Below are 26,831 nucleotides of genomic sequence, written 5' to 3'. Positions count from 1 at the left end.
TTCATAATTACACACGCCAGAGCGTGAACATAACAACCACACACGAGGTTTTATAATGGAAGGTCAACAGCACGGCGATCAGCTAAAGCGCGGCCTTAAAAACCGCCATATCCAGCTTATTGCCCTCGGTGGTGCGATCGGTACCGGCCTGTTTCTGGGTAGCGCATCGGTTATTCAGTCTGCCGGGCCGGGTATTATTCTGGGCTACGCCATTGCCGGTTTTATCGCATTCCTTATTATGCGTCAGTTAGGTGAGATGGTGGTCGAAGAGCCGGTAGCCGGTTCCTTCAGCCATTTTGCCTACAAATACTGGGGCAGTTTTGCCGGCTTCGCCTCCGGCTGGAACTACTGGGTACTCTATGTTCTTGTCGCGATGGCGGAACTGACTGCGGTCGGTAAATATATCCAGTTCTGGTGGCCTGAAATCCCAACCTGGGCCTCAGCGGCGGTCTTCTTTGTGGTGATCAACGCCATTAACCTGACCAACGTGAAAGTGTTCGGCGAGATGGAGTTCTGGTTCGCCATTATTAAAGTTATCGCCGTTGTGGCGATGATTCTGTTCGGCGGCTGGCTGCTCTTCAGCGGCAATGGCGGCCCGCAGGCAAGCGTCAGCAACCTGTGGGATCAGGGCGGCTTCCTGCCGCACGGCATGACCGGGCTGGTGATGATGATGGCGATCATCATGTTCTCCTTCGGGGGGCTGGAGCTGGTGGGCATCACCGCCGCGGAAGCAGACAACCCGGAGCAGAGCATCCCGAAAGCAACCAACCAGGTTATCTACCGTATCCTGATCTTCTATGTGGGCTCGCTGGCCGTGCTGCTCTCCCTGCTGCCATGGACCCGCGTCACCGCAGATACCAGCCCGTTTGTCCTCATCTTCCACGAGCTGGGCGACACTTTCGTGGCGAACGCGCTGAACGTAGTAGTACTGACCGCGGCGCTGTCGGTTTACAACAGCTGCGTCTACTGCAACAGCCGTATGCTGTTCGGCCTGGCCCAGCAGGGTAACGCCCCGAAAGCGCTGCTTTCTGTTGATAAACGTGGCGTACCGGTAAACACCATTATCGTGTCGGCTATTGTGACGGCTCTGTGTGTGCTGATTAACTACCTGGCACCGGAATCGGCCTTCGGCCTGCTGATGGCGCTGGTGGTCTCTGCCCTGGTGATCAACTGGGCGATGATTAGCCTGGCGCACATGAAGTTCCGTCGTACCAAGCAGCAGCAAGGCGTGAAAACGCGTTTCCCTGCCCTGCTCTACCCGCTGGGTAACTGGATTTGCCTGCTGTTCATGGCCGCCGTACTGGTTATCATGCTGATGACCCCAGGCATGGCCATTTCGGTCTACCTGATCCCGGTATGGATTGTGATCCTCGGGGTGGGCTACATGTGTAAGCAGAAAAATGCTAAAACGGTAAAAGCGCACTAACCCTCTTCCCTCTGTGTCCTCCCGGACGCAGAGGGTTGTTACCTTCCTCACACTTTCCCGTCAACAGCAATTTTATCCATATCAGCGACGTTATACTGCAACGCATATTTTCCTTTGCCAGCGAATAATTCTCTCCATACCGCTACTCGGAGAAACGTCGATGGATAACAATAAATTATCAGTGAAAGAAAAGATCGGCTATGGGATGGGTGATGCCGGGTGCAACATCATCTTTGGCGCCATCATGTTGTTTGTGAATTATTTTTATACGGATATCTTTGGCCTGGCACCCGCCCTGGTGGGCGTACTGCTGCTCTCGGTACGCGTAATTGATGCCGTTACCGACCCGATTATGGGTGCCATCGCCGACCGTACCCGCAGTAAGTATGGGCGATTTCGTCCATGGCTGCTGTGGATCGCCTTCCCCTATGCGCTGTTCAGCATCCTGATGTTCACCACTCCGGACTGGACCTACAACAGCAAAGTTATCTATGCCTTCGTTACCTACTTCCTGCTCTCTCTGACCTATACGGCGATTAACATTCCTTACTGCTCGTTGGGCGGGGTGATCACCAACGATCCTAAAGAGCGTGTTGCCTGCCAGTCCTACCGCTTTGTGCTGGTAGGTATTGCCACGCTGCTGCTGTCGCTGACGCTGCTGCCGATGGCCGACTGGTTCGGCGGCGAGGACAAAGCCAAAGGTTATCAGATGGCCATGACCGTGCTGGCACTGATTGGCACCTGCATGTTCCTGTTCTGCTTCGCCACGGTGCGCGAGCGTGTGCGCCCGGCGGTACAGACCCATGACGAACTGAAAAACGATCTGAAAGATGTCTGGAAGAACGACCAGTGGGTGCGCATCCTGCTGCTGACCCTGTGTAACGTCTGCCCTGGCTTTATCCGCATGGCGGCCACCATGTATTACGTCACTTGGGTGATGGGCCAAAGCACCCACTTCGCGACCCTGTTTATCAGCCTGGGTGTGGTGGGCATGATGCTCGGCAGCGTTATGGCAAAAGTGTTGACCGACCGCTGGTGTAAATTGAAGGTCTTTTTCTGGACCAACATCGCGCTGGCGATCTTCTCCTGTGCCTTCTATTTCTTCGATCCAAAAGCCACCGTGACCATTGTGGTGCTCTACTTCCTGCTGAACATCCTGCACCAAATCCCGTCCCCGCTGCACTGGTCCCTGATGGCCGACGTGGATGACTACGGCGAATGGAAAACCGGGAAACGCATCACCGGGATCAGCTTCTCCGGCAACATCTTCTTCCTCAAGCTGGGGCTGGCCATTGCCGGTGCCATGGTGGGCTTCCTGCTCTCCTGGTACGGTTATGATGCAGGCGCAAAAGCGCAAAGCGCGGACGCCATCAACGGCATCGTCCTGCTCTTTACCGTTATTCCTGGCATTGGATATCTCATTACCGCTGGCGTGGTGCGTCTGCTGAAAGTTGACCGTGAGACGATGAAGCGGATCCAGGAAGATTTGGAGAAGCGTCGCAATAACTACCGCGAGCTGAATGACTATCAGGAACTCAAAGCCGCTGAATAAGGAAAGCCGAATGCAAACCTGGCCAAACCCGTTTATTGAACAACGCGCTGACCCGTACATTCTTCATCATGAAGGACAGTACTACTTTATCGCCTCGGTTCCGGAGTATGACCGGCTGGCGATCCGCCGCGCCGACTCGCTGGAAGGCCTGCGCAGCGCGGAAGAGGTCGTGGTCTGGCGCAAACCCGACAGCGGCCCGATGGGTAATCTGATCTGGGCACCGGAACTGCACGCTATCGACGGCAAATGGTACATCTACTTCGCGGCTGCCCACACCCAGGCGCTGGACGAGCTGGGCATGTTCCAGCACCGGATGTATGCCCTGGAGTGCACCGACAGCGACCCACTCACCGGCAAATGGGTAGAGAAGGGGCAGATCAAAACGCACTTTGATACCTTTGCGCTGGATGCCACCACCTTTGTCCATCAGGGTAAACGCTGGTATCTCTGGGCGCAAAAAGCCCCGGATATCACCGGTAACTCGAACCTTTATCTGTGCGAAATGGAAAACCCATGGACGCTCAAAGGCGATCCGGTGATGCTCAGCAAACCGGAATATGACTGGGAGTGCCGCGTTTTTTGGGTCAACGAAGGTCCGGCGGTGCTGTTCCACGGCGATCGGCTGTTTATCAGCTACTCCGCCAGCGCCACCGATGAGAACTACTGCATGGGACTGCTGTGGATCGACCTCAATGCTGACCCACGTAACCCGGCGAACTGGCATAAATCCCCGCAGCCGGTGTTCACCACCAGCTACGAGAACCGCCAGTACGGACCGGGTCATAACAGCTTTACCCAAACGCCGAAGGGGGAAGACGTGCTGGTTTACCATGCACGCAACTACACCGAAATCGAAGGCGATCCGCTGTACGATCCAAACCGCCACACCCGCCTGAAAACCGTACGCTGGAACGAAAACGGGATGCCCGATTTCGGCATCCCGTCAGCTGATACAGTCTGAAGCCTGCGGCGCGCTGGTTTAGATCAGCGTGCCGTAAATGGTCAGCAGCGCCACAATCACCACCACCACAAAAGAGGTTTTCTTAGCCATCGAAACGGCCGCTTTCGGCGTTGCGATCTTATCCGTGTGCGGCTCGCGGGCCAGGGAGAACTGGGCCAGACGTGTTAACACCAGATATTGCGAGGTGTGGCGATCGCCCAGCGAGGCGAACCATGCCGGCAGGGCTTTCTCGCCGTGGCCGATCAGGGCATACACCACGCCGAACAGCCGCACCGGCAGCCAGTCTACCACGTGCAGGATCGCATCGATGCCGGACTGCAACCGCTCGTGCGGGGTCAGATAACGTGCCAGCCAGCTCTGCCAGGCGCGTAAAAACGCATAGCCCATCAGCAGAACCGGACCCCACGCGCCGCCCACCACAAACCAGAACAATGGCGCCAGATAGAAGCGGAAGTTAATCCACAGCAGCGCATTCTGCAGTTCGCGTAAAAACTCGCGCTCATCGCACTCCGGCGGTACGCCGTGAATTAAGGTCAGCTCGCTGGCCATTGCCCCACGGGCATGGGCGTCTCCGTTAGTGGCCGCCTTCAGATAGGCATGGTAGTGCAAACGCACCTTGCCCGCGCCAATACAGAGCACACCGAGCAGGATCCACACCACCAGCAGCGGCACGTTGAAGAAGAGACCATACAGCGACCGCAGCAGCAGGAATACCACCACCATCACGCCCGCCGTCATCAGCAGTGTGCGAAGCATGGAAAAGTGGCGGATGCGACGAAACAGCACTTCCATCCGATGATCCAGATGCCAGTGCTCGCCCAGCTTAAACAAACGCTCGGCAATCAACACCAGCAGCATGGTAAATAACGTCATGTCATCTCCTTTTCTGACAGGGCGGTAAGCAGGGTTTTGAATCGTTCCCAGTCAAACGCCGGGCCGGGATCGGTCTTGCGCTGCGGCGCAATATCGCTGTGACCGGTCACGTTGTGGGCGATAGCCGGGTAGAGTGAAATCAGCGTGCGCGTTACCGCAGCCAGTTGCTGATATTGGACATCGGTGTAGGGCAGCGTATCTGTCCCTTCGAGCTCAATACCGATGGAAAAATCGTTGCAGCGTTCACGCCCCTGATACTGAGAAACGCCTGCATGCCAGGCACGTTTATCAAAAGGAACATACTGGACGATCTCGCCGTCACGACGAATCAGACAATGGGCAGAAACGCGCAGGTGGGCAATTTCTGCGAAAAAGGGGTGAGCATCGGGATCGATTGTCCCGGTGAATAACGCGTCAATCCACGGGCCGCCGAACTCGCCGGGCGGCAGGCTGATGTTATGCACAACCAGCAGTGACGGAATTTCATCCTCCGGGCGGCAATCGTGGTGTGGCGAAGGAACACGCCGAGCCTCCACCAGCCAGCCATGTTCTGAGTGCATGCAGGATCTCCTTATATATGGTGCTGATTCCCGGTTCAGAGTAGCATGTTTCAATCTTATGATTCGTTACCAATTTGGAGTTTTAACATGCCGCCACGCCGCTACAACCCCGACCACAGACGTAACGTACTGCTGGAACGTATAAATATGGATATTCCAGCAAGCGTCGCCAATGCGCTGCGCGAAGATCTGGGTGGAGACGTCAATGCTGACAACGACATTACCGCCCAGCTGCTGGCGGAAGATGCCCGTTCCCATGCGGTTGTCATCACCCGTGAGGATGGCGTTTTCTGTGGCAAACGTTGGGTGGAAGAGGTCTTTACGCAACTGGCCGGGGACGGCGTTCAGGTGACGTGGCATGTCGAAGATGGCGACAGCATTGTGGCTAACCAGCCGCTCTTTGAACTTGAAGGGCCGTCTCGCGTCCTGCTCACCGGTGAACGCACTGCGCTGAACTTTGTCCAGACGCTCTCGGGCGTAGCAAGCGAAGTGCGCCGCTACGTCAACCTGCTGGAAGGCACAAACACCCAACTGCTGGATACGCGCAAAACCCTGCCCGGCCTGCGTACCGCGCTGAAATATGCCGTGCTGTGCGGCGGCGGCGCCAACCATCGCCTGGGGTTGTCCGATGCCTTCCTGATTAAAGAGAACCACATTATCGCCTCCGGCTCCGTTCGCCAGGCGGTGGAAAAAGCCTTCTGGCTGCATCCGGATGTGCCGGTCGAAGTGGAAGTAGAAAGCCTGCAGGAGCTGGAAGACGCGCTGAAAGCGGGTGCCGACATCATCATGCTGGATAACTTCGAAACTGAGCAGATGCGTGAGGCCGTGAAGCGTACCAATGGTCAGGCCCGTCTGGAGGTCTCCGGCAACGTGACGCGTGAAACCTTACGTGAATTTGCCGAAACCGGCGTCGACTTCATCTCCGTTGGTGCACTGACTAAACACATTCGCGCCCTCGATCTGTCGATGCGCTTTCGCTAGCTGACTTCAGCCCGGTCTGCCAGGGCCGGGCTCGCCCGATTTACGACCCCTCTCGCAAACCCGCTGCACCACGCTGTAACGTCAACACTCCTCGCTGAATCCTGCTTCCCGAAATGATTTTTGCCGCTCGCTCCTGTTTTGCCGTACTGCCACAGTAGTGCCAGTTCACATAAGGAGAGACTCATGGAAAGACAAAAAGGATTTACCCTCATCGAGCTAATGGTCGTCATCGGCATCGTCGCCATACTCAGCGCCATCGGCATTCCGGCCTATCAGAACTACCTGCGAAAAGCCGCCCTCACCGATATGCTGCAAACCTTCCTGCCCTACCGTACCGCCGTTGAACTTTGTGCGCTCGATCATGGCGGAACAGAAAGCTGTGACGCAGGCGTCAACGGCATTCCCTCCCCTGCCACCTCCCGCTATGTCTCAGCCATGAGCATTGCCAAGGGTACCGTGACCCTGACGGGTCAGGAGAGCCTGAACGGTCTGGAGGTCGTGATGACGCCGCAATGGAATAATGGCAACGGCATCACCGGCTGGACGCGCGTTTGCACCATTGCCAACGACAGCGCGCTGAAGCAGGCCTGTGAAGAGGTGTTCCGGTTTACGGCTGGCGAGGAGAACGTGCAATGAATTCTGACCAGCTCACCGCGCTGTGTCAGCGTCACAACGCCTTGTTGCTGACCAGCGCCCCGGACAGAGTCACGATTGCAGTGGTCGGTAACCCGCCTGCTGAGCTGCTGGAGGCGTTACGTTTCGCGACGCAGAAAAGGATAGATATCGAATGCTGGACCAGCGAGAGAATGGAAAAGCACCGGCAAACCGCGTCAGACTCGCATCTGCCTGTGGCCGCCATCTCCACCCGCTCCGCCATTGAGATCCTCAACCGCACCCTGATGCAGGCGATGAGCCAGCGGGCATCGGATATTCACATCGAGCCCGCCGACGAGAGCTGGCAGATCCGGTTACGCATCGACGGCGTGTTGTATCCGCAACAGCCTCTTTCGTCCGAGCTGGGCACTACGCTTATCGCCAGGCTGAAGGTGCTGGGCAATCTGGATATCGCCGAGCGGCGCTTACCCCAGGATGGACAATTTACGGTTGAGCTATCCGGCGCCCCCGTCTCGTTTCGTATTGCCACCCTCCCCTGTCGCAACGGGGAAAAAATTGTGCTGCGGCTTTTGCAGCAGGAGCAGCAGGCGCTCCTGCTGGATCAGCTGGGCATGAGCACCATCCAGCAGCGATTATTCGCCGAAGCGCTGCATAAATCCCAAGGGCTGATTCTGGTGACCGGCCCCACCGGCAGTGGTAAAACCGTTACCCTTTACAGCGCCTTACAGGCCCGGAACACGCCCGCTGTGAACATCTGCAGCGTAGAAGATCCTGTTGAAATCCCGCTCGAGGGGCTAAACCAGACCCCCATAAACCCCCGGGCGGGGTTGACCTTTCAGAGCGTATTGCGGGCATTTTTACGTCAGGATCCAGACATCATCATGGTGGGCGAAATACGCGATGGCGAAACGGCCGAGATCGCCATCAATGCCGCCCAGACCGGCCATCTGGTGCTGTCGACGCTGCATACCAACTCTACCGCCGAAACGCTGGTTCGCCTGCAGCAAATGGGGGTGGCGCGCTGGATGATCTCTTCGGCATTGTCTCTGGTGATCGCCCAGCGGCTGGTACGTCGGCTGTGCCCGCACTGTCGTCAGGAGGCCCGCCGGGATACCCCTCTGCCCCAGGCGTTGTGGCCTCGCCCGTTGCCGCACTGGCAGCCGGTGGGTTGCGACCGCTGCTACCACGGTTTTTATGGCCGGGTGGCAATCTTCGAGGTGATGGTAATCACCCGCGAGCTGCGCACCGCCATTGCCAGCGGAGCATCGGTGGACGAGATCGAAAAGCTGGCCCGACAGACGGGTATGACCACGCTGTTTGAGCATGGCTGCATGGCGGTAGAACAGGGCCACACCACCCTCGAAGAGCTAGTGCAGATGCTGGGCGCGCCGGATGGCAGGTAATCAGCTCTGGCGCTGGCGGGCACTCAGCCCGCAGGGGGAACGGCAGGCGGGCGCGCTTTGGGCACCCGACAAACAAACGGCATGGGCTATCCTGCATGGCAAAGCGCTCGTTCCCCTGGAACTCAGGCGATGCGCGCAACAGACACGGTGGCAGGCGCAGCATCGCTACGACATTATCCACCAGCTGGCGACACTGCTGCAGGCGGGGTTAACCCTGTCGGCAGGGCTGGCGCTTCTGGCGCAGCAGCACCCGGCCAGGCAATGGCAGGCGTTGTTGCAAAGCGTCGCCGACGACCTCAGTGCCGGGTGTGCCTTCTCTGACGCCCTGAAAAAATGGCCGCATGTTTTTCCGCCGCTTTATGTTTCAATGATCAAAACCGGGGAGCTGACCGGCAAGCTGGATGAATGTTGTCGCCAGCTCGCGCAGCAGCAAAAAACCCAGCAGCAACTCAGCGCAAAGGTAAAAAAAGCGCTGCGTTATCCGGTGATCATTCTCGGCCTGGCTTTCGCCGTAGTGCTGGCGATGGTCACGCTGGTGCTGCCGGAGTTTGCCGCTATCTATAAAACCTTTAACACCCCATTACCTGCCCTGACCCGGGCAGTGATGGGGCTGGCAAACGTGCTTCAGGAACGGGGGGTGGCGCTACTGTTCATTCTTATAGCGATAGCATCCGGTCTGCTGTTTCTTCGCCGCAAACGACGGTGGCGATACGCTACCCAGCGTCTGCTGCTGAACAGCCCGGTGATTGGCCCGCTGGTTCGGGGGCAAAAGCTCAGCCAGATATTTACCGTTCTCTCGCTCACGCAGCAGGCGGGCATCGCCTTTATACAAGGGCTGGAAAGTACGGAGGAGACGCTGGAGTGCCCCTTCTGGCAGGAGAAATTACAGGCGATACGGCATCGCATCATGCAAGGGATGCCCATCTGGTCAGCCCTGAATGAGGCAGAAATTTTTACGCCACTCTGCATTCAATTGGTACGCACAGGCGAAGCATCGGGCGCGCTGGACACCATGCTGAGCAATCTGGCGCAGCATCATAATGAGCAGACCTTTCAGCAGGCCGACAATTTAGCCTCACTGCTGGAGCCAGTATTGTTGATTGTGACGGGGTTGATTATCGGCACGCTGGTGGTCGCGATGTATCTGCCGATTTTCCATCTGGGGGATGCGATGAGTGCGGGATAACGCTGGCGCGAAAACGCGCCAGCGAGAAGCATTACAGGCTGTTGAAAACGCGGTTTTCCTGCTCCTGAACGCGGATAAAGGTCGTGCGCTTGGTCAGCTCTTTCAGGCGGGATGCCCCCACGTAGGTACATGCTGAACGCAGGCCACCCAGGATATCACGCGCGGTATTCTCAACCGGGCCGCGCAGAGGCAGCTTAACGGTTTTACCTTCCGCGGCACGATACTGCGCAACACCACCTACGTGGCGGTTCATGGCCGATTCTGAGCTCATGCCATAGAACAGCATGAATTTTTCACCGTTTTCTTCAACAACGGTACCGCCGCTCTCGTCGTGGCCCGCCAGCATACCGCCCAGCATCACGAAGTCTGCGCCGCCGCCGAATGCTTTTGCCACGTCGCCCGGCATGGTGCATCCACCGTCACTGATGATCTGGCCACCCAGACCGTGGGCTGCGTCAGCACACTCGATCACTGCTGACAGCTGCGGATAGCCAACGCCGGTTTTTACGCGCGTGGTGCAGACAGAACCGGGGCCAATGCCCACTTTCACGATATCTGCCCCGGAGAGGATCAGCTCTTCACACATTTCACCGGTAACCACGTTACCTGCGATAATGGTTTTGGTCGGCCAGGCCTGACGCGCCTTGCTGACGAACTGAACGAAGTGCTCAGAATAGCCATTCGCAACATCAATACAGACGAAGTTCAGGTTTGGGTTAGCAATCAGGATCTGTTTCGTTTTTTCGAAATCGGCATCAGAGGTGCCGGTAGATACCATCACATGCTTCAGCACGTTTTCAGATACGGAGCCTGCAAACGCATTCCACTCTTCCACGCTGTAGTGCTTGTGTACAGCGGTCAGAATGTCGAAGGAAGCCAGCGCTTTTGCCATCGCAAACGTTCCAACGGTATCCATATTAGCGGCGATAACGGGTACGCCAGACCAGGTCTGACCGGAATGCTTAAAGGTGAATTGACGTTCAAGTTCAACGTCGGAGCGACTTTTCAGAGTAGAACGTTTAGGGCGGATAAGAACGTCTTTGAAACCTAACTTCAAATCTTCTTCGATACGCATTTGCGGATTCCTGGGGTACTGGGGTAAATGTCGAAAAACGTAACACACAACTCCAGTGACGCTATCATACGCACTAATACCTGTTGCGCAAGACTGCGAAAATCACTTTTTTTACGCTACAATCCTATAAATTTACCTGGTAAAAAGTACGTAAGCAGAGCTTACTCTTTGCTGATAAAAGATTAAATCTTAAGCAATTGATATCAATAATGAATATTTCCCAGGATTTTATTTAATGGGGTACATCGTTGCATTAACGGGAGGCATTGGCAGTGGCAAAAGCACTGTGGCTGAAGCCTTCTCTCGTCTGGGTATCACGATAATTGATGCCGACATTCTTGCCCGCCAGGTGGTAGAGCCAGGTACACCCGCACTACGCGCTATTGCAGACCATTTCGGCAGCGACATTATTGAGCCTGATGGCACCCTTAATCGTCGAATGCTGCGCGAACGCATTTTCACGCATCCTGAAGAGAAAGCCTGGCTTAACGCCCTGCTTCACCCGCTTATCCAGCAGGAGACGCAGAAACAGATAGCACGCGCCACTTCCCCTTATGTGCTCTGGGTTGTCCCGCTTCTTGTGGAAAATAATCTCCATGATAAAGCGGATCGGGTACTGGTTGTTGACGTCTCTCCGGCAACACAAATTCAGCGCACCATCGCCCGTGATAACGTCGGGCGTGAACATGCGGAAAAAATTCTTGCCGCGCAGGCCACGCGTGAAGCGCGCCTGGCCGTCGCGGATGATGTGATTGATAATAACGGCTCACCGGATGCCATTGCATCGGATGTGGCTCGCCTGCATCAGCAATATCTGGCGCAGGCCGTTTTACAGGAAAAAGCCTAATGCACACCCATGTTCTTTTCGAGCATCCCCTCAACGAAAAAATGCGCACCTGGTTGCGTATCGAATTTTTGATCCAGCAGCTTTCTGGCCTGCTTCCGATTCATGACCACACCTCGGCGCTGCACTTTTTCCGCAACGTGAGCGACCTGCTGGACGTGTTAGAGCGTGGCGAAGTTCGCACAGAACTGCTGAAAGAGCTGGAACGTCAGCAGCGTAAACTGCAGGCCTGGGCGGAAGTGCCGGGGGTGGATAACAGCCGTATCGACAGCCTGCGCCAGCAGCTGAAACACAGCAGCGGCGTATTAATGGCGGCACCGCGTATCGGCCAGTTTTTGCGTGAAGACCGCCTGGTCGCACTGGTGCGTCAGCGCCTGAGCATTCCCGGCGGCTGCTGCAGTTTCGATTTACCGACCTTACACATCTGGCTGCATATGCCCCAGGAGCAGCGCGATATCCAGGTGCAAAGCTGGCTGAACAGCCTTGAGCCGTTGAACCAGGCGCTGTCGCTGATCCTGGATTTGATCCGCAACTCCGCGCCATTCCGCAAGCAAACCAGCCTGAATGGTTTTTATCAGGATAACGGGGAAGATGCGGATCTCCTGCGCCTGCAGCTCTCCCTTGCCGATCAGCTTTACCCGCAAATTTCAGGCCATAAGAGCCGCTTTGCGATCCGTTTCATGCCGCTCGACAGTGAACATGGTCTGGTGCCGGAACGCCTCGACTTTGAACTGGCGTGCTGCTAAGGAGTTAAGATGTCTGATGTCACCACCGTGAACTGCCCCACCTGTGGCAAGCCCGTTGTCTGGGGCGAACAGAGTCCGTTCCGCCCTTTTTGCAGCAAGCGCTGCCAGCTAATCGATCTGGGCGAGTGGGCTGCGGAAGAGAAACGTATTCCCAGCTCAGGCGATATGTCTGACAGCGATGACTGGAGCGAAGAGCAGCAGTAACATCACCATGGCCTGCCGGCACCTCGCTCGCAAGCCAGTCAGTCCGCCACTAAACGCGCGATGACAGGCGCATTTGCCGGTGGGAATTTATCGGCATCCAGCGCGTTCAGCGTCACCCAGTTTCCAGGCTGTCCCTCTTTGCCCCAGGGTTCGCCTTCCCAGTTTTCCACCAGCCAGAACCACAGCGTGATATGGCGATCGGGAAAGGTATATTCCAGTTTGTCGAACAGGGTCGCACCGCGCGGCGTGATGCCCACCTCTTCCTGAAGCTCGCGGATAAGCGCCTGTTCCGGGGTCTCGCCGGACTCAATCTTACCGCCAGGAAACTCCCACTTATTCGCCATGTGCGCATCGGCCGCACGCTGGGTAATAAAAATTTGGTTATCGGAATTACGAATGATCCCGACAGCGATTTGCAGTATTTTCATTGACTTACATCCATAAAAAAGGCGCAGATATCTGCGCCTTTTCAGTTGGTTTAATGCTTAGCTCAGACGGCCATGGCACTGTTTGTATTTTTTACCGGAACCGCACGGGCACGGATCGTTACGACCGACCTTACGCTCACCGGACTGCGCGGCAATCGCGGCAGCGGCGGCTTCTTCGTCGTCCTGATGGCTGAGCTGCTGCATCTGAGCCAGACGTTCGGCTTCTTCACGACGCTGCTGTTCCATCTCTTCCACTTCTTCCGGCATGCGCACCTGGACCTTGCTCAGGGTGCTGATCACTTCGTACTTCAGGGATTCAAGCATAGAGGCAAACATGGCAAAGGATTCGCGCTTGTACTCCTGCTTCGGATCTTTTTGCGCATAGCCACGCAGATGGATCCCCTGACGCAGATAGTCCATCGCCGCCAGGTGCTCTTTCCACAGGGAGTCCAGGGTTTGCAGCATCACGCCTTTTTCGAAATGACGCATCATCTCGGCGCCAACCACTTCTTCTTTACGCTTATAGACTTCCAGGGCGTTAGCGAAAATACGCTCGCGCAGGGTCTCTTCATGCAGCTCCGGCTCTTTATCCAGCCACTCCTGAATCGGCAGATCTAGGTCGAAGTCGTTTTTCAGACGCGCCTGCAGACCTTCAACATCCCACATCTCTTCCAGAGATTGCGGTGGAATATGGTTATCGATAGTCGCTTTGAAGACATCTTCGCGAATGCTGTTGATGGTTTCACTCACGTCGGAAACGTCCAGCAGTTCGTTACGCTGAGTGTAGATAGCGCGACGCTGGTCGTTGGCCACATCATCGTACTCAAGCAGCTGCTTACGAATATCGAAGTTACGGCTTTCCACTTTACGCTGGGCGTTGGCGATGGCTTTGGTCACCCACGGGTGTTCAATCGCTTCGCCCGGCTTCATACCCAGTTTACGCATCATGCCCGACACACGGTCAGAGGCGAAGATACGCATCAACGCATCTTCCATCGACAGATAGAAGCGTGAAGAACCGGCATCACCCTGACGACCCGCACGGCCACGCAGCTGGTTGTCAATACGACGAGATTCGTGACGTTCCGTACCGATGATGTGCAGACCGCCCGCAGCCAGAACCGCATCGTGACGAACCTGCCAGTCGGCTTTGATCTGCGCAATCTGTTCCGGGGTTGGGTTTTCCAGCGCAGCCACTTCAGCCTGCCAGCTACCGCCCAGCATAATGTCGGTACCACGACCCGCCATGTTGGTGGCGATGGTCACGGCTGCCGGATAACCCGCCTGGGCAACAATATCGGCCTCTTTAGCGTGGAACTTGGCGTTCAGCACGTTGTGTTTGATACCGGCTTTGGTCAGCTCATTGGAGACCACTTCCGATTTTTCAATGGAGATAGTCCCCACCAGCACCGGCTGGCCTGCAGCGGTACGATCGCGGATATCTTCAATGATGGCCTGAATTTTTTCCGCTTCGGTCATGTAGACCAGGTCCGGCATATCCTTACGGATCATTGGACGGTTGGTTGGCACGACTACGGTATCCAGCTTATAGATGGAGCTGAATTCGAAGGCTTCGGTATCCGCCGTACCGGTCATCCCTGCCAGCTTCTCGTACAGACGGAAGTAGTTCTGGAAGGTAATGGATGCCAGCGTCTGGTTTTCGTTCTGGATATCGACACCTTCTTTGGCTTCAACCGCCTGATGCAGACCGTCGGACCAGCGGCGACCCTGCATGGTACGACCGGTGTGTTCGTCGACGATAATGACTTCGCCATCTTTAACGATGTAGTCCACGTCACGGGTAAAGAGCACGTGCGCACGCAGCGCCGCGGTCACGTGGTGCATCAGCATGATGTTGCCTGGGGAGTAGAGTGACTCGCCCTCTTCCATAATGCCCTGGGCAACCAGCAACTCTTCGATCTGCACCAGACCGCGCTCGGTCAGGTTCACCTGACGGGCTTTTTCGTCAACGGAGAAGTGACCTTCACCCTGGAAGGTGTCAGAATCCTCTTTCTCCTGACGGATCAGGTGCGGAATGATTTTATCGACTTTACGATACATCTCGGAGCTGTCTTCAGCCGGGCCAGAGATGATCAGCGGCGTACGCGCTTCGTCGATCAGAATGGAGTCCACCTCATCCACCAGCGCATAGTGCAGCTTACGCTGGACGCGCTCTTCCGGGCTGAAGGCCATGTTGTCACGCAGGTAGTCAAAGCCGTATTCGTTGTTGGTACCGTAGGTGATGTCGGCGTTATAGGCTTCGCGTTTCGCAGGCGCTGGCAAACCAGACATGTTGATCCCGACGGTCATACCGAGGAATTCGAACAGTGGACGGTTGTTTTCGGCGTCACGCTGCGCCAGATAGTCGTTGACGGTAACCACGTGCACGCCTTTACCCGACAGGGCGTTGACGTAGGCAGGCAGAGTCGCGGTCAGGGTTTTACCTTCACCGGTACGCATCTCGGCGATGCAGCGGTCGTTCAGCACCATCCCGCCCAGCAGCTGCACGTCGAAATGACGCATGCCAAACACGCGCTTACTCGCTTCACGCACAACGGCGAACGCTTCCGGGATCAGGCTTTCAACAGTTTCACCTTTTGCAAGGCGGGCACGGAATTCAGCGGTTTTGGCTTTCAGCTCTTCATCAGAGAGTTTTTCCATCGCTGGCTCAAGGCCATTGATGACACCGACGGCTTTGCGCATGCGGCGCAGGGTACGATCGTTACGACTACCGAAAACTTTAGTTAGTAATTTGATTAACATAATAAATTCTCAAACACCCCATAATGGGCAGTTAAATTAAGGTATTGAACAAGGGTTAATTTAGCTGAGGCGTTGAGGTCCGGCGCGGATGCCCTGCACCTGGCTAATCCAGGCGGAGACAGAGAAAGCGGTCTGTGGATAAAATGCTGCAAGCGCGACCTGACGGACAATAACCGGCGGCTTGCTTTGCTGCGTAAGCAGCGTTGTGAGTGTATCGAGCAGCGCCAGATGGTGCGCCTGTACCGGGAGAGGCTCTTCAACTACGGGTAACGCCTGTGGCGCCATGGCAAAGGAGAGATGCCGGATGACGGTACGAATCGCATGCTGATGCCAGTAATCCACCGTGAAGTTGGGTCGGCGGTTCGCTTCCAGCAGGGCGAGATTCGTGAAATTGACCCGCGTGCTCAGATCGTGGCGGGTGGTAGTGGTCTTTGCCGGATTTGCGGTTTCGGTGTTACTGCTGAGCGCGGGCAGGCCAAGACTCGCCGCGACCATCCCCAGAAGGAGATGCGGCCAGAAGTAACGTCTGCCAAATTGTCGCCAGCGCGTCAGAATTCCGCTCAATTGCCCCACCACAAGTAAATGAACCTTCGGCTCACCGTATGATTTTTATATTTTCGCGCAAAGATAGTAACACTAAAGCCGGGTTGCAGCAGCAGTATTGCGCCACAGAGGAGGTTAAAAATGGTGATGAAATCAGCAAACGCGCCATTGACTACAGCGATACGGGGAAGATAAAAACAAAAACGACTGGTCTCCCTGGCCGGAGAGAGTGCCAGGTCAACCAGTCGAATTTACATAACGGAATTTACCGTTACGCCAGAACCGTGCTCGGTGCTTTGAATGCCAGTGGCAGTTCAGCTTCGTCTTCGAAGGTCACATATTCCCAGGCTTCCTGTTTTGCCAGAACAGCCTGCAACAATTTGTTGTTCAGCGCGTGACCGGATTTATACGCGGTAAACGCACCAATGATGTTGTGACCACACATGAACAGGTCGCCGATTGCATCCAGCATTTTGTGACGAACGAATTCGTCTTCAAAACGCAGGCCGTCTTCGTTCAGTACGCGATAATCGTCAACAACGATGGCACAATCGAAGCTGCCGCCCAAGCACAGGCCGCGGGACTGCAGATATTCGATATCACGCATGAAACCAAACGTACGCGCTCGACTGATCTGACGCATAAACGCATCAGCAGAGAAGTTCATCGCATAGCGCTGGGTGCTTGAATCAATCGCCGGATGGTTAAAGTCGATGGTGAAATCCAACGAAAAACCATTAAACGGCTTGAATTCAGCCCATTTGTCGCCATCCTGGACACGAACGGTCTCTTTGATACGTACGAATTTCTTCGCACTGTTCAATTCTTCGATGCCGGCGTCCAACAATAGGTAGACGAACGGTGCAGCACTGCCATCCATAATCGGGATTTCCGGCGCATCGACTTCAACAATAATGTTGTCGATACCCAGACCCGCCAGGGCGGCATTCAGGTGCTCTACGGTAGAGATCCGCACGTCATGCTCATTCACCAGGCAAGTACAGAGCATGGTATCACGCACAGATTTGGCATCAGCCGGGAAATCTACCGGTGGATTCAAGTCGGTGCGACGATAGATGACCCCGGTATTGGCCGGCGCAGGGCGCAACGTCAGGGTGACTTTCTTGCCGGTATGTAAACCGACACCTGTCGCCTGAACGATACGTTTTAATGTCCTTTGTTTGATCATCGTATAATCTCGCCAAGTTACTTATCCAACCGAGAGTGTACATCACTATCGGGCGGCCAGTTTAGCACAAAGAGCGTAAATTCCCTAATTCCAGCTAATTCTTAATCAGCTTGTTTACGCAGGAATGCTGGAATGTCCAGATAATCCGGCTCTTTCTGCGTTTGTGGAGTATTGTCATTCACCACCTTAGCGGCAGGTTTCTGCTCCTGGGTCAATGGCGCCATGCCGTGCGGCTGGTAGCGATCCATCACCGGCTGCTGTGTAGTTTTGTTGGTCACCAAGGTGATCTCAGGACGTTTGTCCATGCCGATACCGGTCGCAACAACCGTTACGCGCAGCTCATCGTTCATTTCAGGATCAAGCGAAGTACCGATTACCACGGTTGCGTTATCAGACGCGAACGCACGGATGGTGTTACCCACGGTTTCGAACTCATCCAGACGCAGGTCGAAGCCCGCAGTGATGTTAACCAGCACGCCGCGCGCGCCAGACAGATCGATATCTTCCAGCAGCGGAGAAGAGATCGCCATTTCAGCGGCTTCTTCTGCACGGTCTTCACCTTTCGCCACGCCGGAGCCCATCATCGCGTAGCCCATTTCGGACATCACGGTGCGCACGTCAGCAAAGTCGACGTTCATCAGGCCTGGACGGGTGATCAGCTCGGCAATACCCTGGACTGCGCCTTTCAGGACATCGTTCGCCGCGCCAAAAGCGTCCAGCAGAGAGATGCCACGACCCAGCACTTTCAGCAGTTTGTCGTTTGGAATAGTGATCAGCGAGTCCACATGCTTGGACAGCTCGGTGATACCCTGCTCTGCAAACGCCATACGCTTCTTGCCTTCAAAGTTGAAAGGCTTAGTCACAACAGCAACAGTCAGGATACCTAAATCTTTAGCCACTTCCGCAACAACTGGCGCAGCACCGGTTCCGGTACCACCGCCCATGCCTGCGGCAATAAACACCATGTCTGCACCATCCAGTGCCGCACGCAGTGCTTCACGATCTTCTTCTGCAGCGTTACGGCCGACTTCCGGGTTTGCCCCAGCTCCCAGCCCTTTGGTGATGCCGCCGCCGATCTGAATTGTCTGGCCAACAGCCGTCTTACGCAGTGCCTGCGCATCGGTGTTCACCGCGAAGAATTCAACACCTTCGATGCGCTCGCGCACCATGTGCTCTACAGCATTACCGCCGCCGCCACCGACGCCGATGACTTTAATCACCGCGTCGTTGGTCAGTTCCATAGGTTCAAACATAGTTTCTCTCCGTTTTGTGCCTGTCGCCTGAAACCGTTAATTCTCTCCGGTCTCTTACAAAAATTAAAACTCTTTTCGCAGCCAGGTGTTGATTCGTTTAAACCACGAACCCACCGACGTGCGTTTTTCTACTTCTGCTTCGCCACTAAGATGGGTTTCCTTCCCGTAATGAAGCAAGCCCACTGCCGTTGAGTAATACGGCTCCTGAGCATAATCCGTCAGACCGGTGATGTTCAGCGGTGCCCCAATGCGCACCTGCGTATGGAACACGCGCTGAGCGCAAGCCGCAAGACCTTCAATTTGCGCCGCGCCGCCGGTTAATACAATCCCCGCCGCAAGATGATGTTTAACCCCCTGTTGGCGAAGCTGTTCCTGTAATTGCAAAATCTCTTCGTTCACGAGGTTGAGCAGCTCGGTATAACGCGGCTCAATGACCTCGGCCAACGTCTGGCGCTGCAGGCTGCGCGGCGGACGACCACCGACGCTCGGCACTTCGACGCTCTCATCTTTGCTCACGATGGAGCCCAGCGCACACCCGTGGCGCACTTTAATCGCCTCAGCATCGCTCGGTGGCGTACCAAAGGCATACGCGATATCGCTGGTGACCACATTCCCTGCATAAGGGATAACTTTAGTGTGGCGCAGCGCACCGCCGGTATAGACGGCCATGTCCATAGTACCACCGCCGATATCGACGACACAGACGCCCAGCTCACGTTCGTCTTCGGTCAGCACCGAATAACTTGCCGCCAGACCGGCGAAAATAAGTTGGTCAACTTTCAGGCCACAACGTTCCACGGCTTTAACAATGTTCTTCGCCATATCGTTGTGACATGTGATCAAGTGCACTTTTGCCTGCATACGCACGCCTGAAAGTCCTACCGGATTTTTAATGCCTTCCTGATAGTCGATGGCGTATTCCTGCGGGATCACATGCAGTACGCGATGCTCATCGCGGACACGCACCGACTTCGCAGTATGCACTACGTTCTCGACGTCTTCCTGCGAGACTTCTTCTTCTGAGATCGGCACCATACCGATCTCATTCTGGCAGCTGATATGTTTGCCAGAGAGTGCCAGATACACGGAGGAAATCTGGCAATCTGCCATTAGTTCGGCCTGATCGATAGCGCGCTGTACGCATTTCACCACCGACTCGAGGTCGTTTACCCCACCTTTATCCATACCACGGGAGGGGCAGCTGCCCACGCCAATGATATTGACCATACCGTCGGGCAGAACTTCCCCTACTAAAGCAGCAACCTTCGCAGTGCCAATCTCCAGTCCTACTACCAGTTTTCTGTCCGTCGCCTTGATCATTGTTATTCTGCCTGTGCCTGAGCCTGATTCTGTTGCTGATTAGGTTCCTCAACCGGGGCCGGGGACCACCCGACCGATGCGCCTGAGTCATAGCGCAAATCAACGTAGCTAATCCTTTTGCCTTCAGCCTGCGCCTGCTGCTGCAGAACGGGATAGAGTTCTACAAAACGTTCCAGACGCTTCATCGTGTCACCCCGCCCCAGGTTCAGCTTAATATCGTTCGTTAGCGTCAACTGCCAGGAACGACGCGCTGTCATTGCAGCCTGTTTCAGGGTAAAACGATCCTTAGCCAGCACTTTCCCCATGCTACGAAAACCTTCCAGCACTTCATTTTCGCTGCCTTCCGGCCCATACAACATAGGTAAATTTTGCTTGCTGACACGATCGGCCGGGACGCTGAAAGAAACTCCCTCTACGTCAACCATATGCTGATCATTCCAACGCGCAATGGGTACATATTCAACCAGATGAATCTTCAATTCATCAGGCCATTGCTTTCTGACGCTTGCCTGTTTAATCCATGGCAGGCGCTCAATCTGACTCTGAATAATGTTTACATCCTGCGTCATGAAGGTGCCGGGCGATCCTAATGCCAGGATCGACTGACGAATATCATCATTACGCGTGTAGTGACGGTCACCCGTTACTACCAGTTTCGACAGAGGCAGACGTTGTGCATCTTCCATCCAGCCGAGCACCATCCAGCCGCTAACAAACACAGTACACAGCACGGCGAGCAGGAAGGTGATCCCTGCAAGACGCGTTCCATTACTCCGCCGGGAAGTATATTCTTCTTCCTCGTCGCGGTTTCGCGTGTTCAGCGCAGCCTGAGACATATCAGCCCGCCTGATCCAGAATGCGAACCACCAGCTGCGAGAAGCTCATTCCCGCCTGGCGAGCCGCCATCGGCACCAGACTGTGGCTTGTCATACCCGGTGAGGTATTGGCTTCCAGCAGATAAAACTGCCCGTCGCTATCCTGCATCACATCAATTCGTCCCCAGCCACGGCAGCCAAGTACATGCCAGGCTTTAAGCACCAGAGCATTTAAAATGGCTTCACGCTCCGCTTCCAGACCACTTGGACAGAAATATTGCGTCTCATCAGAGAGATACTTCGCCTCATAATCATAGAAGGTTCCGGCAGGTTGGATACGAATTGACGGTAAAATTTCTTCACCGAGCATCGCAACGGTAAATTCCGGTCCGCTTAGCCATTTTTCCACCAGAACTTCTTCATCATGTTGAAATGCCAGCGCTAATGCAGATGATATATCGTCAGCTTTGTCTACTTTAGACATTCCTACGCTTGAGCCTTCACGGCTGGGCTTAACGATCACCGGTAAACCCAGGGCAACAATACGCTCGCTCACGCTTTCGGTAAGACCCTGCTCAAATTCACGACGGGTCAATGCCACCCACGGCGCAACCGGTAAGCCGGCGCCCTGCCAGAGCAGTTTGCTGCGCAGTTTGTCCATGGAGATGGCCGACGCCATCACGCCGCTGCCGGTATAAGGCAGGCCGATGATATCCAGCAAGCCCTGCAACGTGCCATCTTCCCCGCCGCGACCGTGCAGCGCGATAAACACTTTGTCAAAACCCATCTCTTTCAGGCGCGTCACGTCAGTCTCTTTCGGATCGACCAGATGCGCATCAACGTCACCTTCCCGCAGCCCTGCCAGCACCGCGGCACCAGAATTCAGGGAGACCTCGCGCTCAGCCGAGGTGCCGCCAGCGAGGACCGCAATCTTATCAGCCATGGCGCTCTTCCTCCGAAATTTGCGGCTTAAGTTTGATTTCGGCCAGTGTACGGGCGATTTTGCCGATATTTCCTGCCCCCTGCACCAGAATCAAATCATTGCCGGTCAATACCGGGGCAAGCATGGCTGCCGCCTGGGCATGATCGGAGACCAGAATCGGGTCGACCTTGCCGCGCCCACGAATGGTACGGCACAGCGAACGGCTGTCGGCACCCGGAATGGCCGTCTCACCCGCTGAGTACACTTCCAGCATCAGCAACGTATCAACCTGTGAGAGCACATTAGCGAAATCGTCGTATAAGTCACGGGTACGGGTGTAACGGTGTGGCTGGAACAGCATAACCAGATTTTTGTCCGGCCAGCCCGCGCGCGCCGCTTTGATCGTGGCATCCACTTCTGTCGGGTGGTGTCCGTAGTCATCCACCAGCATTGCAGTGCCGCTTTTGCCGTTAACCCCATCCAGCGGAAACTCGCCGAGGAAATCAAAACGGCGCCCGGTTCCCTGGAAGCTTTCCAGCGCCCGCAGAATCGCCTCGTCGTCAATGCCTTCCTCTGTGGCGACCGCAACGGCTGCCGCAGCGTTAAGGGCGTTATGGCGCCCTGGCGCGTTAAGCGTCACCTGCAGCAGCTCTTTATCCTGACGCGCCAGGGTGAAATGCCCCTGCGCACCGATCTGTTTGAAACTCTCTATGCGGACATCAGCATCTTCGCTGAAACCGTATGTGGTGATCTGACGTCCGACACGCGGCAGCAGCTCGCGGATCACCGGATCGTCAATGCACATGACCGCACGTCCATAAAACGGCAGGTTGTGCAAAAAGTTTATAAAGGTTTGCTTTAAATTTTCGAAGTCGCCCTGGTAGGTATCCATATGGTCGGCTTCGATGTTGGTCACAATCGCCACCATTGGCTGCAAATGCAGGAACGAGGCGTCGCTCTCATCCGCTTCCGCGATGAGATAACGGCTGTGCCCCAGACGAGCATGCACGCCCGCCGCTTTGACCAGGCCGCCGTTAACGAAGGTTGGATCGAGACCCGCTTCGGCATAAATACTGGAGACCATCGCCGTAGTGGTGGTTTTACCGTGCGTACCGGCAATGGCGATGCCGTGACGAAAACGCATCAGCTCGGCCAGCATCTCCGCGCGGCGGATCACCGGGATACGCGCTTCATGTGCCGCAACGATTTCCGGGTTATCGGCGGGAATGGCGCTGGAGACCACGACTACGCTCGCATCAAGCACGTTTTCCGGGCGGTGATTAAAATAGATGGTCGCACCCAGCGACGCCAACTGTTGCGTAACAGGGTTCGGCGCCAGATCGGACCCGCTGATCTGGTAGCCTTCATTTGCCAGCACCTCGGCAATACCGCCCATACCGGCGCCGCCGATGCCAACAAAGTGAATGTGCCGGACGCGACGCATCTCGGGCACGATTGAACGCAGTTTCGCCAGTTGTTGTGTATTCATTCTCTAAACGCCATCGACTACTTCAAAAAAATCGTGCAGCGCAACACGCGCTGCGAGGGTTACGCCTGGGCTGCCAGGCTCACTTCTTTCGCCACCCGCTCCGTTGCATCCGGGATCGCGGCGGCACGTGCGTGCTGCGCCATCGCCAGTAATGTCTCCCGGTCCCAGCCCGCCAGGGTGGTGGCGACTGCGTCGGCGGTAAACTGCGGCTGTTCAAAAATTTTCGCGGCGCCGGCTTTCTCAAGCGGCAGCGCATTCCAGTACTGCTGACGGTCTTTGTGCTGGAACGGCACAAACAGCGCCGGCAGACCAGCGGCGGCGATCTCGCTCACCGTCAGCGCGCCGGAGCGGCAGACCACGACATCGGCCCAGGCATATGCCGCCGCCATGTCGTCGATAAATTCAGTCACTTTATGCTGCGGCTGTCCGGCTTCGGCATAGGCTTGCTCTACCGTTTGCTGCGCGCCTTTTCCGCTTTGATGCCAGATGGTCACAGCGCTGCCGAGCTTCGCCGCCACCTGCGGCAGCGTCTGGTTCAGCACCCGCGCGCCCTGAGAGCCGCCCACAACCAGCACCCGCACCGGCCCTTCACGGCCAACGAGTCGCTCCTGCGGCAACGGCAGGGCCAGCACGTCAACACGCACCGGATTGCCTACCACGTCGGCTTTCGGGAATGCCCCTGGAAAAGCCTGCATCACTTTGCTGGCAATTTTCGCCAGCCATTTATTGGTCAGGCCCGCGATACCGTTCTGCTCGTGGAGCACAACCGGAATACCGAGCGACCACGCCGCCAGTCCGCCAGGACCGGAGACATAACCGCCCATCCCCAGCACTACGTCCGGCTTAAAACGCTTCATGATCGCCCGCGCCTGACGCCAGGCGTTGAAAATACGCACCGGCGCCAGCAGCAACGCTTTGATTCCCTTGCCGCGCAGGCCGGAGATACGAATAAAGTCGATCTCAATCCCGTGCTTCGGCACCAGATCGGCCTCCATGCGGTCGGCGGTTCCCAGCCAGCGTACCTGCCAGCCCTGATCCATTAAATGGTGCGCAACCGCGAGCCCGGGGAACACATGTCCGCCAGTACCGCCCGCCATCACCATTAACCGCTTCGGTTGATTCATCGTGAACCTCGTGTAAACGCCTGGGCATTTTCCAGACGCGTTTCATAATCTATGCGTAACAAGAACATAATGGCGGTCGACATGATCAACAGACTCGAACCACCGTAACTGATTAACGGCAATGTCAGACCTTTGGTTGGCAGCATACCTGCTGCAGCACCTACGTTAACCAACGCCTGGAAGCTAAACCAGATCCCGATTGAGCAGGCTAAAAAGCCTGAAAAACGGTGATCGATAACCAGCGCTTTTCGGCCAATCGACATCGCACGGAAAGCGACGAAGAATACCATTAATAGCGCCAATACCACACCGATATAACCCAGTTCTTCCCCAATAATGGAGAAGATGAAGTCGGTATGCGCCTCGGGTAAATATTCCAGTTTCTGGACCGAGTTCCCCAGCCCCTGGCCCCACATTTCACCGCGGCCAAAGGCCATCAACGACTGGGTCAGCTGATAACCGCTGCCGAACGGATCTTCCCAGGGATTCCAGAAAGAGGTCACGCGGCGGATACGATACGGCTCGGCGAGGATCAGCAGCACGACCGCGGAGATCCCCATCCCGATGATGGCGATGAACTGCCAGAGTTTCGCCCCCGCCAGGAACAGCATCGCCAGCGTGGTGACGAACAGTACCACCACGGTCCCGAGGTCCGGCTGGGCCAGCAGCAGTACCGCCAGCACCAGAATCACGCCCATCGGTTTTAAGAAACCGCGCAGGTTGTTACGCACCTCATCCACTTTACGCACCAGGTAGTTGGCGAGATAGCAGAAGAGCGAGAGCTTAGTAAATTCCGCCGGCTGAATACGCAGCGGGCCAAAAGCAATCCAGCGCGATGCCCCGTTCACCGAGCTCCCGACCACCAGCACAATCAGCAGCATCACGATCGAGGCGATGAGCATGGCGGTACTGTGGCGCTGCCAGAACGCCATCGGCAGGCGTAACGTCACCATCGCCAGACAGAACGCCAGGATGATGTAGAGCCCATCACGCTTGGCAAACAGGAAAGGATCGTTCGCCAGTCGTTGCCCGACAGGCATCGATGCCGAGGTCACCATAATAAAACCAATCGCCGCCAGCCCCAGCGTGAGCCAGAGCAGCATGCGGTCGTACATCACCAGGCTATCGGAGTCTTTATCCCGGGAGCCCATGACCCAGCCTTTTAATGCCGACGAGATCCAGACCAGGATGCCAAATCCTGGCAGGCGCGGCATTTTTGGGCGAGGGAGAGAGAAACGCATCAGCCTAACTCCTTCGCCAGGCGGGTAAAGAGATCGCCCCGCTGTTCGAAATTCTTAAACTGATCGAGGCTGGCGCAGGCCGGAGAGAGCAGCACCATATCGCCCGGCTTCACGCGAGGGGCAATCAGGCGCATTGCCTGTTCCATGGTTTCGGTCTGCTCGGCAATCTCAGGACGCAGTTCAGCCAGTTCACTGCCGTCACGACCAAAGCAGTAGAGACGGATGTTATCGCCGGAGAGATACTGCTTCAGAGAGGTGAAATCGGCGGATTTACCGTCGCCACCCAGCAGCAGATGCAGAGTGCCGTCGACGTGCAGGCCGTTCAGCGCCGCTTCGGTGCTGCCGACGTTGGTGGCTTTGGAATCATTGATCCAGCGTACCCCGTTATGCTCCAGCGCCAGCTGGAAACGGTGCGCCAGGCCGGTAAAGGTGGTTAACGCCTGCAAGCTGGAGGAACGTGGCAGACCGACGGCATCCGCCAGCGCCAGCGCCGCCAGCGCATTAGTGTAGTTATGCTGACCGGAAAGCTTCATCTCCTTCACGTTCAGCACTTTTTCACCTTTCACCCGCAGCCAGGTTTCACCCAGTTGACGGTTCAGATGATAATCACCCATGGTGATACCAAAGCTGATGCAGCGGTCATCAGCGCCACGTACTGGCATGGTCAGAGCATCATCGGCGTTAACGACGCAGACTTTCGCATTTTCATAAATACGCAGTTTGGCAGCGCGATACTGCTGCAGACCAAACGGATACCTGTCCATATGATCTTCCGTCACGTTCAGGATCGTGGCCGCGGCCGCATGCAGGCTGGAGGTGGTCTCCAGCTGGAAGCTGGAGAGTTCCAGCACGTACAGCTCACAACCTTTGTCCAGCAGCATCAGCGCCGGCAAACCAATGTTGCCGCCAACGCCGACATTTTTGCCCGCCGCTTTCGCCATCTCACCCACCAGGGTGGTGACGGTGCTTTTTCCGTTAGAACCGGTAATGGCGATAACCGGCGCCTGCGCTTCGCGGCAGAACAACTCGATATCACCGACAATCTCAACGCCCGCATCGGCCGCGGCGCTCAGTGAAGGGTGCGCCAGCGCCATACCGGGGCTGGCCACAATCAGATCGGCTGCCAGCAGCCAGTCATCATTCAGACCACCAAGGTGGCGTTCAACCTGTTCCGGCAGTTTATCCAGACCAGGCGGAGAGACACGCGTATCCATCACGCGCGGCGTGACGCCCCGCGCGAGGAAAAAGTCCACGCAGGAGAGGCCGGTTAAGCCTAACCCGATGATAACGACTTTTTTACCCTGGTAATCTGCCATGA

The 26,831-nt window shown here is 56.0% G+C and carries 25 protein-coding genes; 10 read left to right on the top strand and 15 right to left on the bottom strand.

Annotation, left to right across the window (positions count from 1 at the left end):
- Window positions 1–55: 55 nt before the first annotated feature.
- The 3 genes from aroP (at window position 56) to C3406_RS16685 (ending at window position 3,939) form a co-directional block, all read left to right on the top strand.
- Entirely contained in the window at window positions 56–1,426 is a 1,371-nt protein-coding gene (gene aroP / locus C3406_RS16695; protein WP_146052349.1) for an aromatic amino acid transporter AroP, read from the top strand.
- 160 nt (window positions 1,427–1,586) lie between these two features.
- Window positions 1,587–2,978 (top strand): glycoside-pentoside-hexuronide (GPH):cation symporter, encoded by a 1,392-nt coding sequence (locus tag C3406_RS16690; RefSeq protein WP_103823266.1) that lies wholly within the window; start codon window positions 1,587–1,589, stop codon window positions 2,976–2,978.
- A 10-nt stretch (window positions 2,979–2,988) separates the two neighbouring features.
- Complete coding sequence (locus C3406_RS16685; RefSeq protein WP_103823265.1) at window positions 2,989–3,939, top strand: glycoside hydrolase family 43 protein; 951 nt, start codon at window positions 2,989–2,991, stop codon at window positions 3,937–3,939.
- Between the two features lie 18 nt (window positions 3,940–3,957).
- Here C3406_RS16685 and ampE read toward each other — a convergent pair whose 3' ends face one another.
- Together ampE and ampD are read right to left on the bottom strand one after the other, a co-directional pair.
- A complete protein-coding gene (gene ampE / locus C3406_RS16680) occupies window positions 3,958–4,812 on the bottom strand; it encodes a beta-lactamase regulator AmpE (protein WP_103823264.1) in 855 nt (284 codons plus the stop codon).
- Window positions 4,809–5,372, bottom strand: coding sequence for a 1,6-anhydro-N-acetylmuramyl-L-alanine amidase AmpD (gene ampD, locus C3406_RS16675; protein WP_103823263.1), 564 nt, complete (start codon window positions 5,370–5,372; stop codon window positions 4,809–4,811). Before ampD ends, ampE begins: the two co-directional genes overlap by 4 nt.
- 87 nt (window positions 5,373–5,459) lie before the next feature.
- Between ampD and nadC the strand changes: the two genes are divergently transcribed.
- The 4 genes from nadC (at window position 5,460) to hofC (ending at window position 9,557) form a co-directional block, all read left to right on the top strand.
- Entirely contained in the window at window positions 5,460–6,353 is an 894-nt protein-coding gene (nadC, locus tag C3406_RS16670; RefSeq protein ID WP_103823262.1) for a carboxylating nicotinate-nucleotide diphosphorylase, read from the top strand.
- Window positions 6,354–6,536: 183 nt separating this feature from the next.
- Entirely contained in the window at window positions 6,537–6,989 is a 453-nt protein-coding gene (ppdD, locus tag C3406_RS16665; protein WP_103823261.1) for a prepilin peptidase-dependent pilin, read from the top strand.
- Complete coding sequence (gene gspE / locus C3406_RS16660; protein WP_103823260.1) at window positions 6,986–8,371, top strand: type II secretion system protein GspE; 1,386 nt, start codon at window positions 6,986–6,988, stop codon at window positions 8,369–8,371. Before ppdD ends, gspE begins: the two co-directional genes overlap by 4 nt.
- Window positions 8,361–9,557 carry a protein transport protein HofC gene (hofC, locus tag C3406_RS16655; protein WP_103823259.1) on the top strand — a complete coding sequence of 399 codons (1,197 nt, stop codon included), beginning with the start codon at window positions 8,361–8,363 and terminating at the stop codon, window positions 9,555–9,557. The genes gspE and hofC overlap by 11 nt, the downstream gene beginning before the upstream one ends.
- Window positions 9,558–9,588: 31 nt before the next feature.
- Here hofC and C3406_RS16650 read toward each other — a convergent pair whose 3' ends face one another.
- Window positions 9,589–10,632 (bottom strand): GMP reductase, encoded by a 1,044-nt coding sequence (locus tag C3406_RS16650; protein ID WP_103823258.1) that lies wholly within the window; start codon window positions 10,630–10,632, stop codon window positions 9,589–9,591.
- 235 nt (window positions 10,633–10,867) lie between these two features.
- Here C3406_RS16650 and coaE point away from each other — a divergent pair, with 235 nt between their 5' ends.
- Genes coaE through yacG form a run of 3 tightly spaced genes read left to right on the top strand, consistent with a single transcriptional unit; the run spans window position 10,868 to window position 12,426 of the window.
- On the top strand, window positions 10,868–11,479 hold the full coding sequence (gene coaE, locus C3406_RS16645) for a dephospho-CoA kinase (protein ID WP_103823257.1): 612 nt from the start codon (window positions 10,868–10,870) through the stop codon (window positions 11,477–11,479).
- Window positions 11,479–12,222: a cell division protein ZapD gene (gene zapD / locus C3406_RS16640; RefSeq protein ID WP_103823256.1), complete on the top strand. Its 744-nt coding sequence runs from the start codon at window positions 11,479–11,481 to the stop codon at window positions 12,220–12,222. The genes coaE and zapD overlap by 1 nt, the downstream gene beginning before the upstream one ends.
- A gap of 9 nt (window positions 12,223–12,231) precedes the next feature.
- On the top strand, window positions 12,232–12,426 hold the full coding sequence (gene yacG, locus C3406_RS16635; protein ID WP_103823255.1) for a DNA gyrase inhibitor YacG: 195 nt from the start codon (window positions 12,232–12,234) through the stop codon (window positions 12,424–12,426).
- A gap of 38 nt (window positions 12,427–12,464) precedes the next feature.
- Here the strand turns inward: yacG and mutT are convergent, their stop codons facing one another.
- The 12 genes from mutT to murD all read right to left on the bottom strand — a co-directional run bounded on the left by mutT (window position 12,465) and on the right by murD (window position 26,829).
- Entirely contained in the window at window positions 12,465–12,854 is a 390-nt protein-coding gene (mutT, locus tag C3406_RS16630; protein WP_103178278.1) for an 8-oxo-dGTP diphosphatase MutT, read from the bottom strand.
- 57 nt (window positions 12,855–12,911) lie between these two features.
- Entirely contained in the window at window positions 12,912–15,617 is a 2,706-nt protein-coding gene (secA, locus tag C3406_RS16625; RefSeq protein WP_103823254.1) for a preprotein translocase subunit SecA, read from the bottom strand.
- 60 nt (window positions 15,618–15,677) lie between these two features.
- Window positions 15,678–16,181, bottom strand: coding sequence for a secA translation cis-regulator SecM (secM, locus tag C3406_RS16620; protein ID WP_139157116.1), 504 nt, complete (start codon window positions 16,179–16,181; stop codon window positions 15,678–15,680).
- 250 nt (window positions 16,182–16,431) lie between these two features.
- Entirely contained in the window at window positions 16,432–17,349 is a 918-nt protein-coding gene (gene lpxC / locus C3406_RS16615; protein ID WP_103178276.1) for a UDP-3-O-acyl-N-acetylglucosamine deacetylase, read from the bottom strand.
- Between the two features lie 101 nt (window positions 17,350–17,450).
- Window positions 17,451–18,602 (bottom strand): cell division protein FtsZ, encoded by a 1,152-nt coding sequence (gene ftsZ / locus C3406_RS16610; protein ID WP_103823253.1) that lies wholly within the window; start codon window positions 18,600–18,602, stop codon window positions 17,451–17,453.
- 63 nt (window positions 18,603–18,665) lie between these two features.
- A complete protein-coding gene (ftsA, locus tag C3406_RS16605; RefSeq protein ID WP_103823252.1) occupies window positions 18,666–19,922 on the bottom strand; it encodes a cell division protein FtsA in 1,257 nt (418 codons plus the stop codon).
- Between the two features lie 2 nt (window positions 19,923–19,924).
- Window positions 19,925–20,758: a cell division protein FtsQ gene (gene ftsQ / locus C3406_RS16600; RefSeq protein ID WP_103823251.1), complete on the bottom strand. Its 834-nt coding sequence runs from the start codon at window positions 20,756–20,758 to the stop codon at window positions 19,925–19,927.
- A 1-nt stretch (window position 20,759) separates the two neighbouring features.
- Window positions 20,760–21,680 carry a D-alanine--D-alanine ligase gene (locus C3406_RS16595; RefSeq protein ID WP_103823250.1) on the bottom strand — a complete coding sequence of 307 codons (921 nt, stop codon included), beginning with the start codon at window positions 21,678–21,680 and terminating at the stop codon, window positions 20,760–20,762.
- A complete protein-coding gene (gene murC / locus C3406_RS16590) occupies window positions 21,673–23,148 on the bottom strand; it encodes a UDP-N-acetylmuramate--L-alanine ligase (RefSeq protein ID WP_103823249.1) in 1,476 nt (491 codons plus the stop codon). Before murC ends, C3406_RS16595 begins: the two co-directional genes overlap by 8 nt.
- 59 nt (window positions 23,149–23,207) lie before the next feature.
- Window positions 23,208–24,272, bottom strand: a complete 1,065-nt coding sequence (murG, locus tag C3406_RS16585; RefSeq protein WP_103823248.1) for an undecaprenyldiphospho-muramoylpentapeptide beta-N-acetylglucosaminyltransferase — start codon at window positions 24,270–24,272, stop codon at window positions 23,208–23,210.
- Window positions 24,269–25,513: a cell division protein FtsW gene (ftsW, locus tag C3406_RS16580; protein WP_039030375.1), complete on the bottom strand. Its 1,245-nt coding sequence runs from the start codon at window positions 25,511–25,513 to the stop codon at window positions 24,269–24,271. The genes murG and ftsW overlap by 4 nt, the downstream gene beginning before the upstream one ends.
- Window positions 25,513–26,829, bottom strand: a complete 1,317-nt coding sequence (murD, locus tag C3406_RS16575; protein ID WP_103823247.1) for a UDP-N-acetylmuramoyl-L-alanine--D-glutamate ligase — start codon at window positions 26,827–26,829, stop codon at window positions 25,513–25,515. Before murD ends, ftsW begins: the two co-directional genes overlap by 1 nt.
- Window positions 26,830–26,831: the final 2 nt, after the last annotated feature.

Source organism: Leclercia sp. LSNIH8 (assembly GCF_002920195.1).
Classification (GTDB): Bacteria; Pseudomonadota; Gammaproteobacteria; order Enterobacterales; family Enterobacteriaceae; genus Enterobacter.
Note: the sequence above shows the minus strand (reverse complement) of the source record. Positions and strands in the feature narration are given on the sequence as shown.

What these genes read in the sequence shown, in the direction of transcription:
- ftsQ (WP_103823251.1), bottom strand. Translation starts at nt 20,758, where the DNA reads ATGTCTCAGGCTGCGCTGAACACGCGAAACCGCGACGAGGAAGAAGAA.
- gspE (WP_103823260.1), top strand. Translation starts at nt 6,986, where the DNA reads ATGAATTCTGACCAGCTCACCGCGCTGTGTCAGCGTCACAACGCCTTG.
- ftsW (WP_039030375.1), bottom strand. Translation starts at nt 25,513, where the DNA reads ATGCGTTTCTCTCTCCCTCGCCCAAAAATGCCGCGCCTGCCAGGATTT.
- ppdD (WP_103823261.1), top strand. Translation starts at nt 6,537, where the DNA reads ATGGAAAGACAAAAAGGATTTACCCTCATCGAGCTAATGGTCGTCATC.
- coaE (WP_103823257.1), top strand. Translation starts at nt 10,868, where the DNA reads ATGGGGTACATCGTTGCATTAACGGGAGGCATTGGCAGTGGCAAAAGC.
- murC (WP_103823249.1), bottom strand. Translation starts at nt 23,148, where the DNA reads ATGAATACACAACAACTGGCGAAACTGCGTTCAATCGTGCCCGAGATG.
- ampE (WP_103823264.1), bottom strand. Translation starts at nt 4,812, where the DNA reads ATGACGTTATTTACCATGCTGCTGGTGTTGATTGCCGAGCGTTTGTTT.
- hofC (WP_103823259.1), top strand. Translation starts at nt 8,361, where the DNA reads ATGGCAGGTAATCAGCTCTGGCGCTGGCGGGCACTCAGCCCGCAGGGG.
- yacG (WP_103823255.1), top strand. Translation starts at nt 12,232, where the DNA reads ATGTCTGATGTCACCACCGTGAACTGCCCCACCTGTGGCAAGCCCGTT.
- aroP (WP_146052349.1), top strand. Translation starts at nt 56, where the DNA reads ATGGAAGGTCAACAGCACGGCGATCAGCTAAAGCGCGGCCTTAAAAAC.
- murD (WP_103823247.1), bottom strand. Translation starts at nt 26,829, where the DNA reads ATGGCAGATTACCAGGGTAAAAAAGTCGTTATCATCGGGTTAGGCTTA.
- C3406_RS16595 (WP_103823250.1), bottom strand. Translation starts at nt 21,680, where the DNA reads ATGGCTGATAAGATTGCGGTCCTCGCTGGCGGCACCTCGGCTGAGCGC.
- lpxC (WP_103178276.1), bottom strand. Translation starts at nt 17,349, where the DNA reads ATGATCAAACAAAGGACATTAAAACGTATCGTTCAGGCGACAGGTGTC.
- mutT (WP_103178278.1), bottom strand. Translation starts at nt 12,854, where the DNA reads ATGAAAATACTGCAAATCGCTGTCGGGATCATTCGTAATTCCGATAAC.
- zapD (WP_103823256.1), top strand. Translation starts at nt 11,479, where the DNA reads ATGCACACCCATGTTCTTTTCGAGCATCCCCTCAACGAAAAAATGCGC.
- C3406_RS16685 (WP_103823265.1), top strand. Translation starts at nt 2,989, where the DNA reads ATGCAAACCTGGCCAAACCCGTTTATTGAACAACGCGCTGACCCGTAC.
- nadC (WP_103823262.1), top strand. Translation starts at nt 5,460, where the DNA reads ATGCCGCCACGCCGCTACAACCCCGACCACAGACGTAACGTACTGCTG.
- ftsA (WP_103823252.1), bottom strand. Translation starts at nt 19,922, where the DNA reads ATGATCAAGGCGACGGACAGAAAACTGGTAGTAGGACTGGAGATTGGC.
- secA (WP_103823254.1), bottom strand. Translation starts at nt 15,617, where the DNA reads ATGTTAATCAAATTACTAACTAAAGTTTTCGGTAGTCGTAACGATCGT.
- ftsZ (WP_103823253.1), bottom strand. Translation starts at nt 18,602, where the DNA reads ATGTTTGAACCTATGGAACTGACCAACGACGCGGTGATTAAAGTCATC.
- C3406_RS16650 (WP_103823258.1), bottom strand. Translation starts at nt 10,632, where the DNA reads ATGCGTATCGAAGAAGATTTGAAGTTAGGTTTCAAAGACGTTCTTATC.
- murG (WP_103823248.1), bottom strand. Translation starts at nt 24,272, where the DNA reads ATGAATCAACCGAAGCGGTTAATGGTGATGGCGGGCGGTACTGGCGGA.
- ampD (WP_103823263.1), bottom strand. Translation starts at nt 5,372, where the DNA reads ATGCACTCAGAACATGGCTGGCTGGTGGAGGCTCGGCGTGTTCCTTCG.
- C3406_RS16690 (WP_103823266.1), top strand. Translation starts at nt 1,587, where the DNA reads ATGGATAACAATAAATTATCAGTGAAAGAAAAGATCGGCTATGGGATG.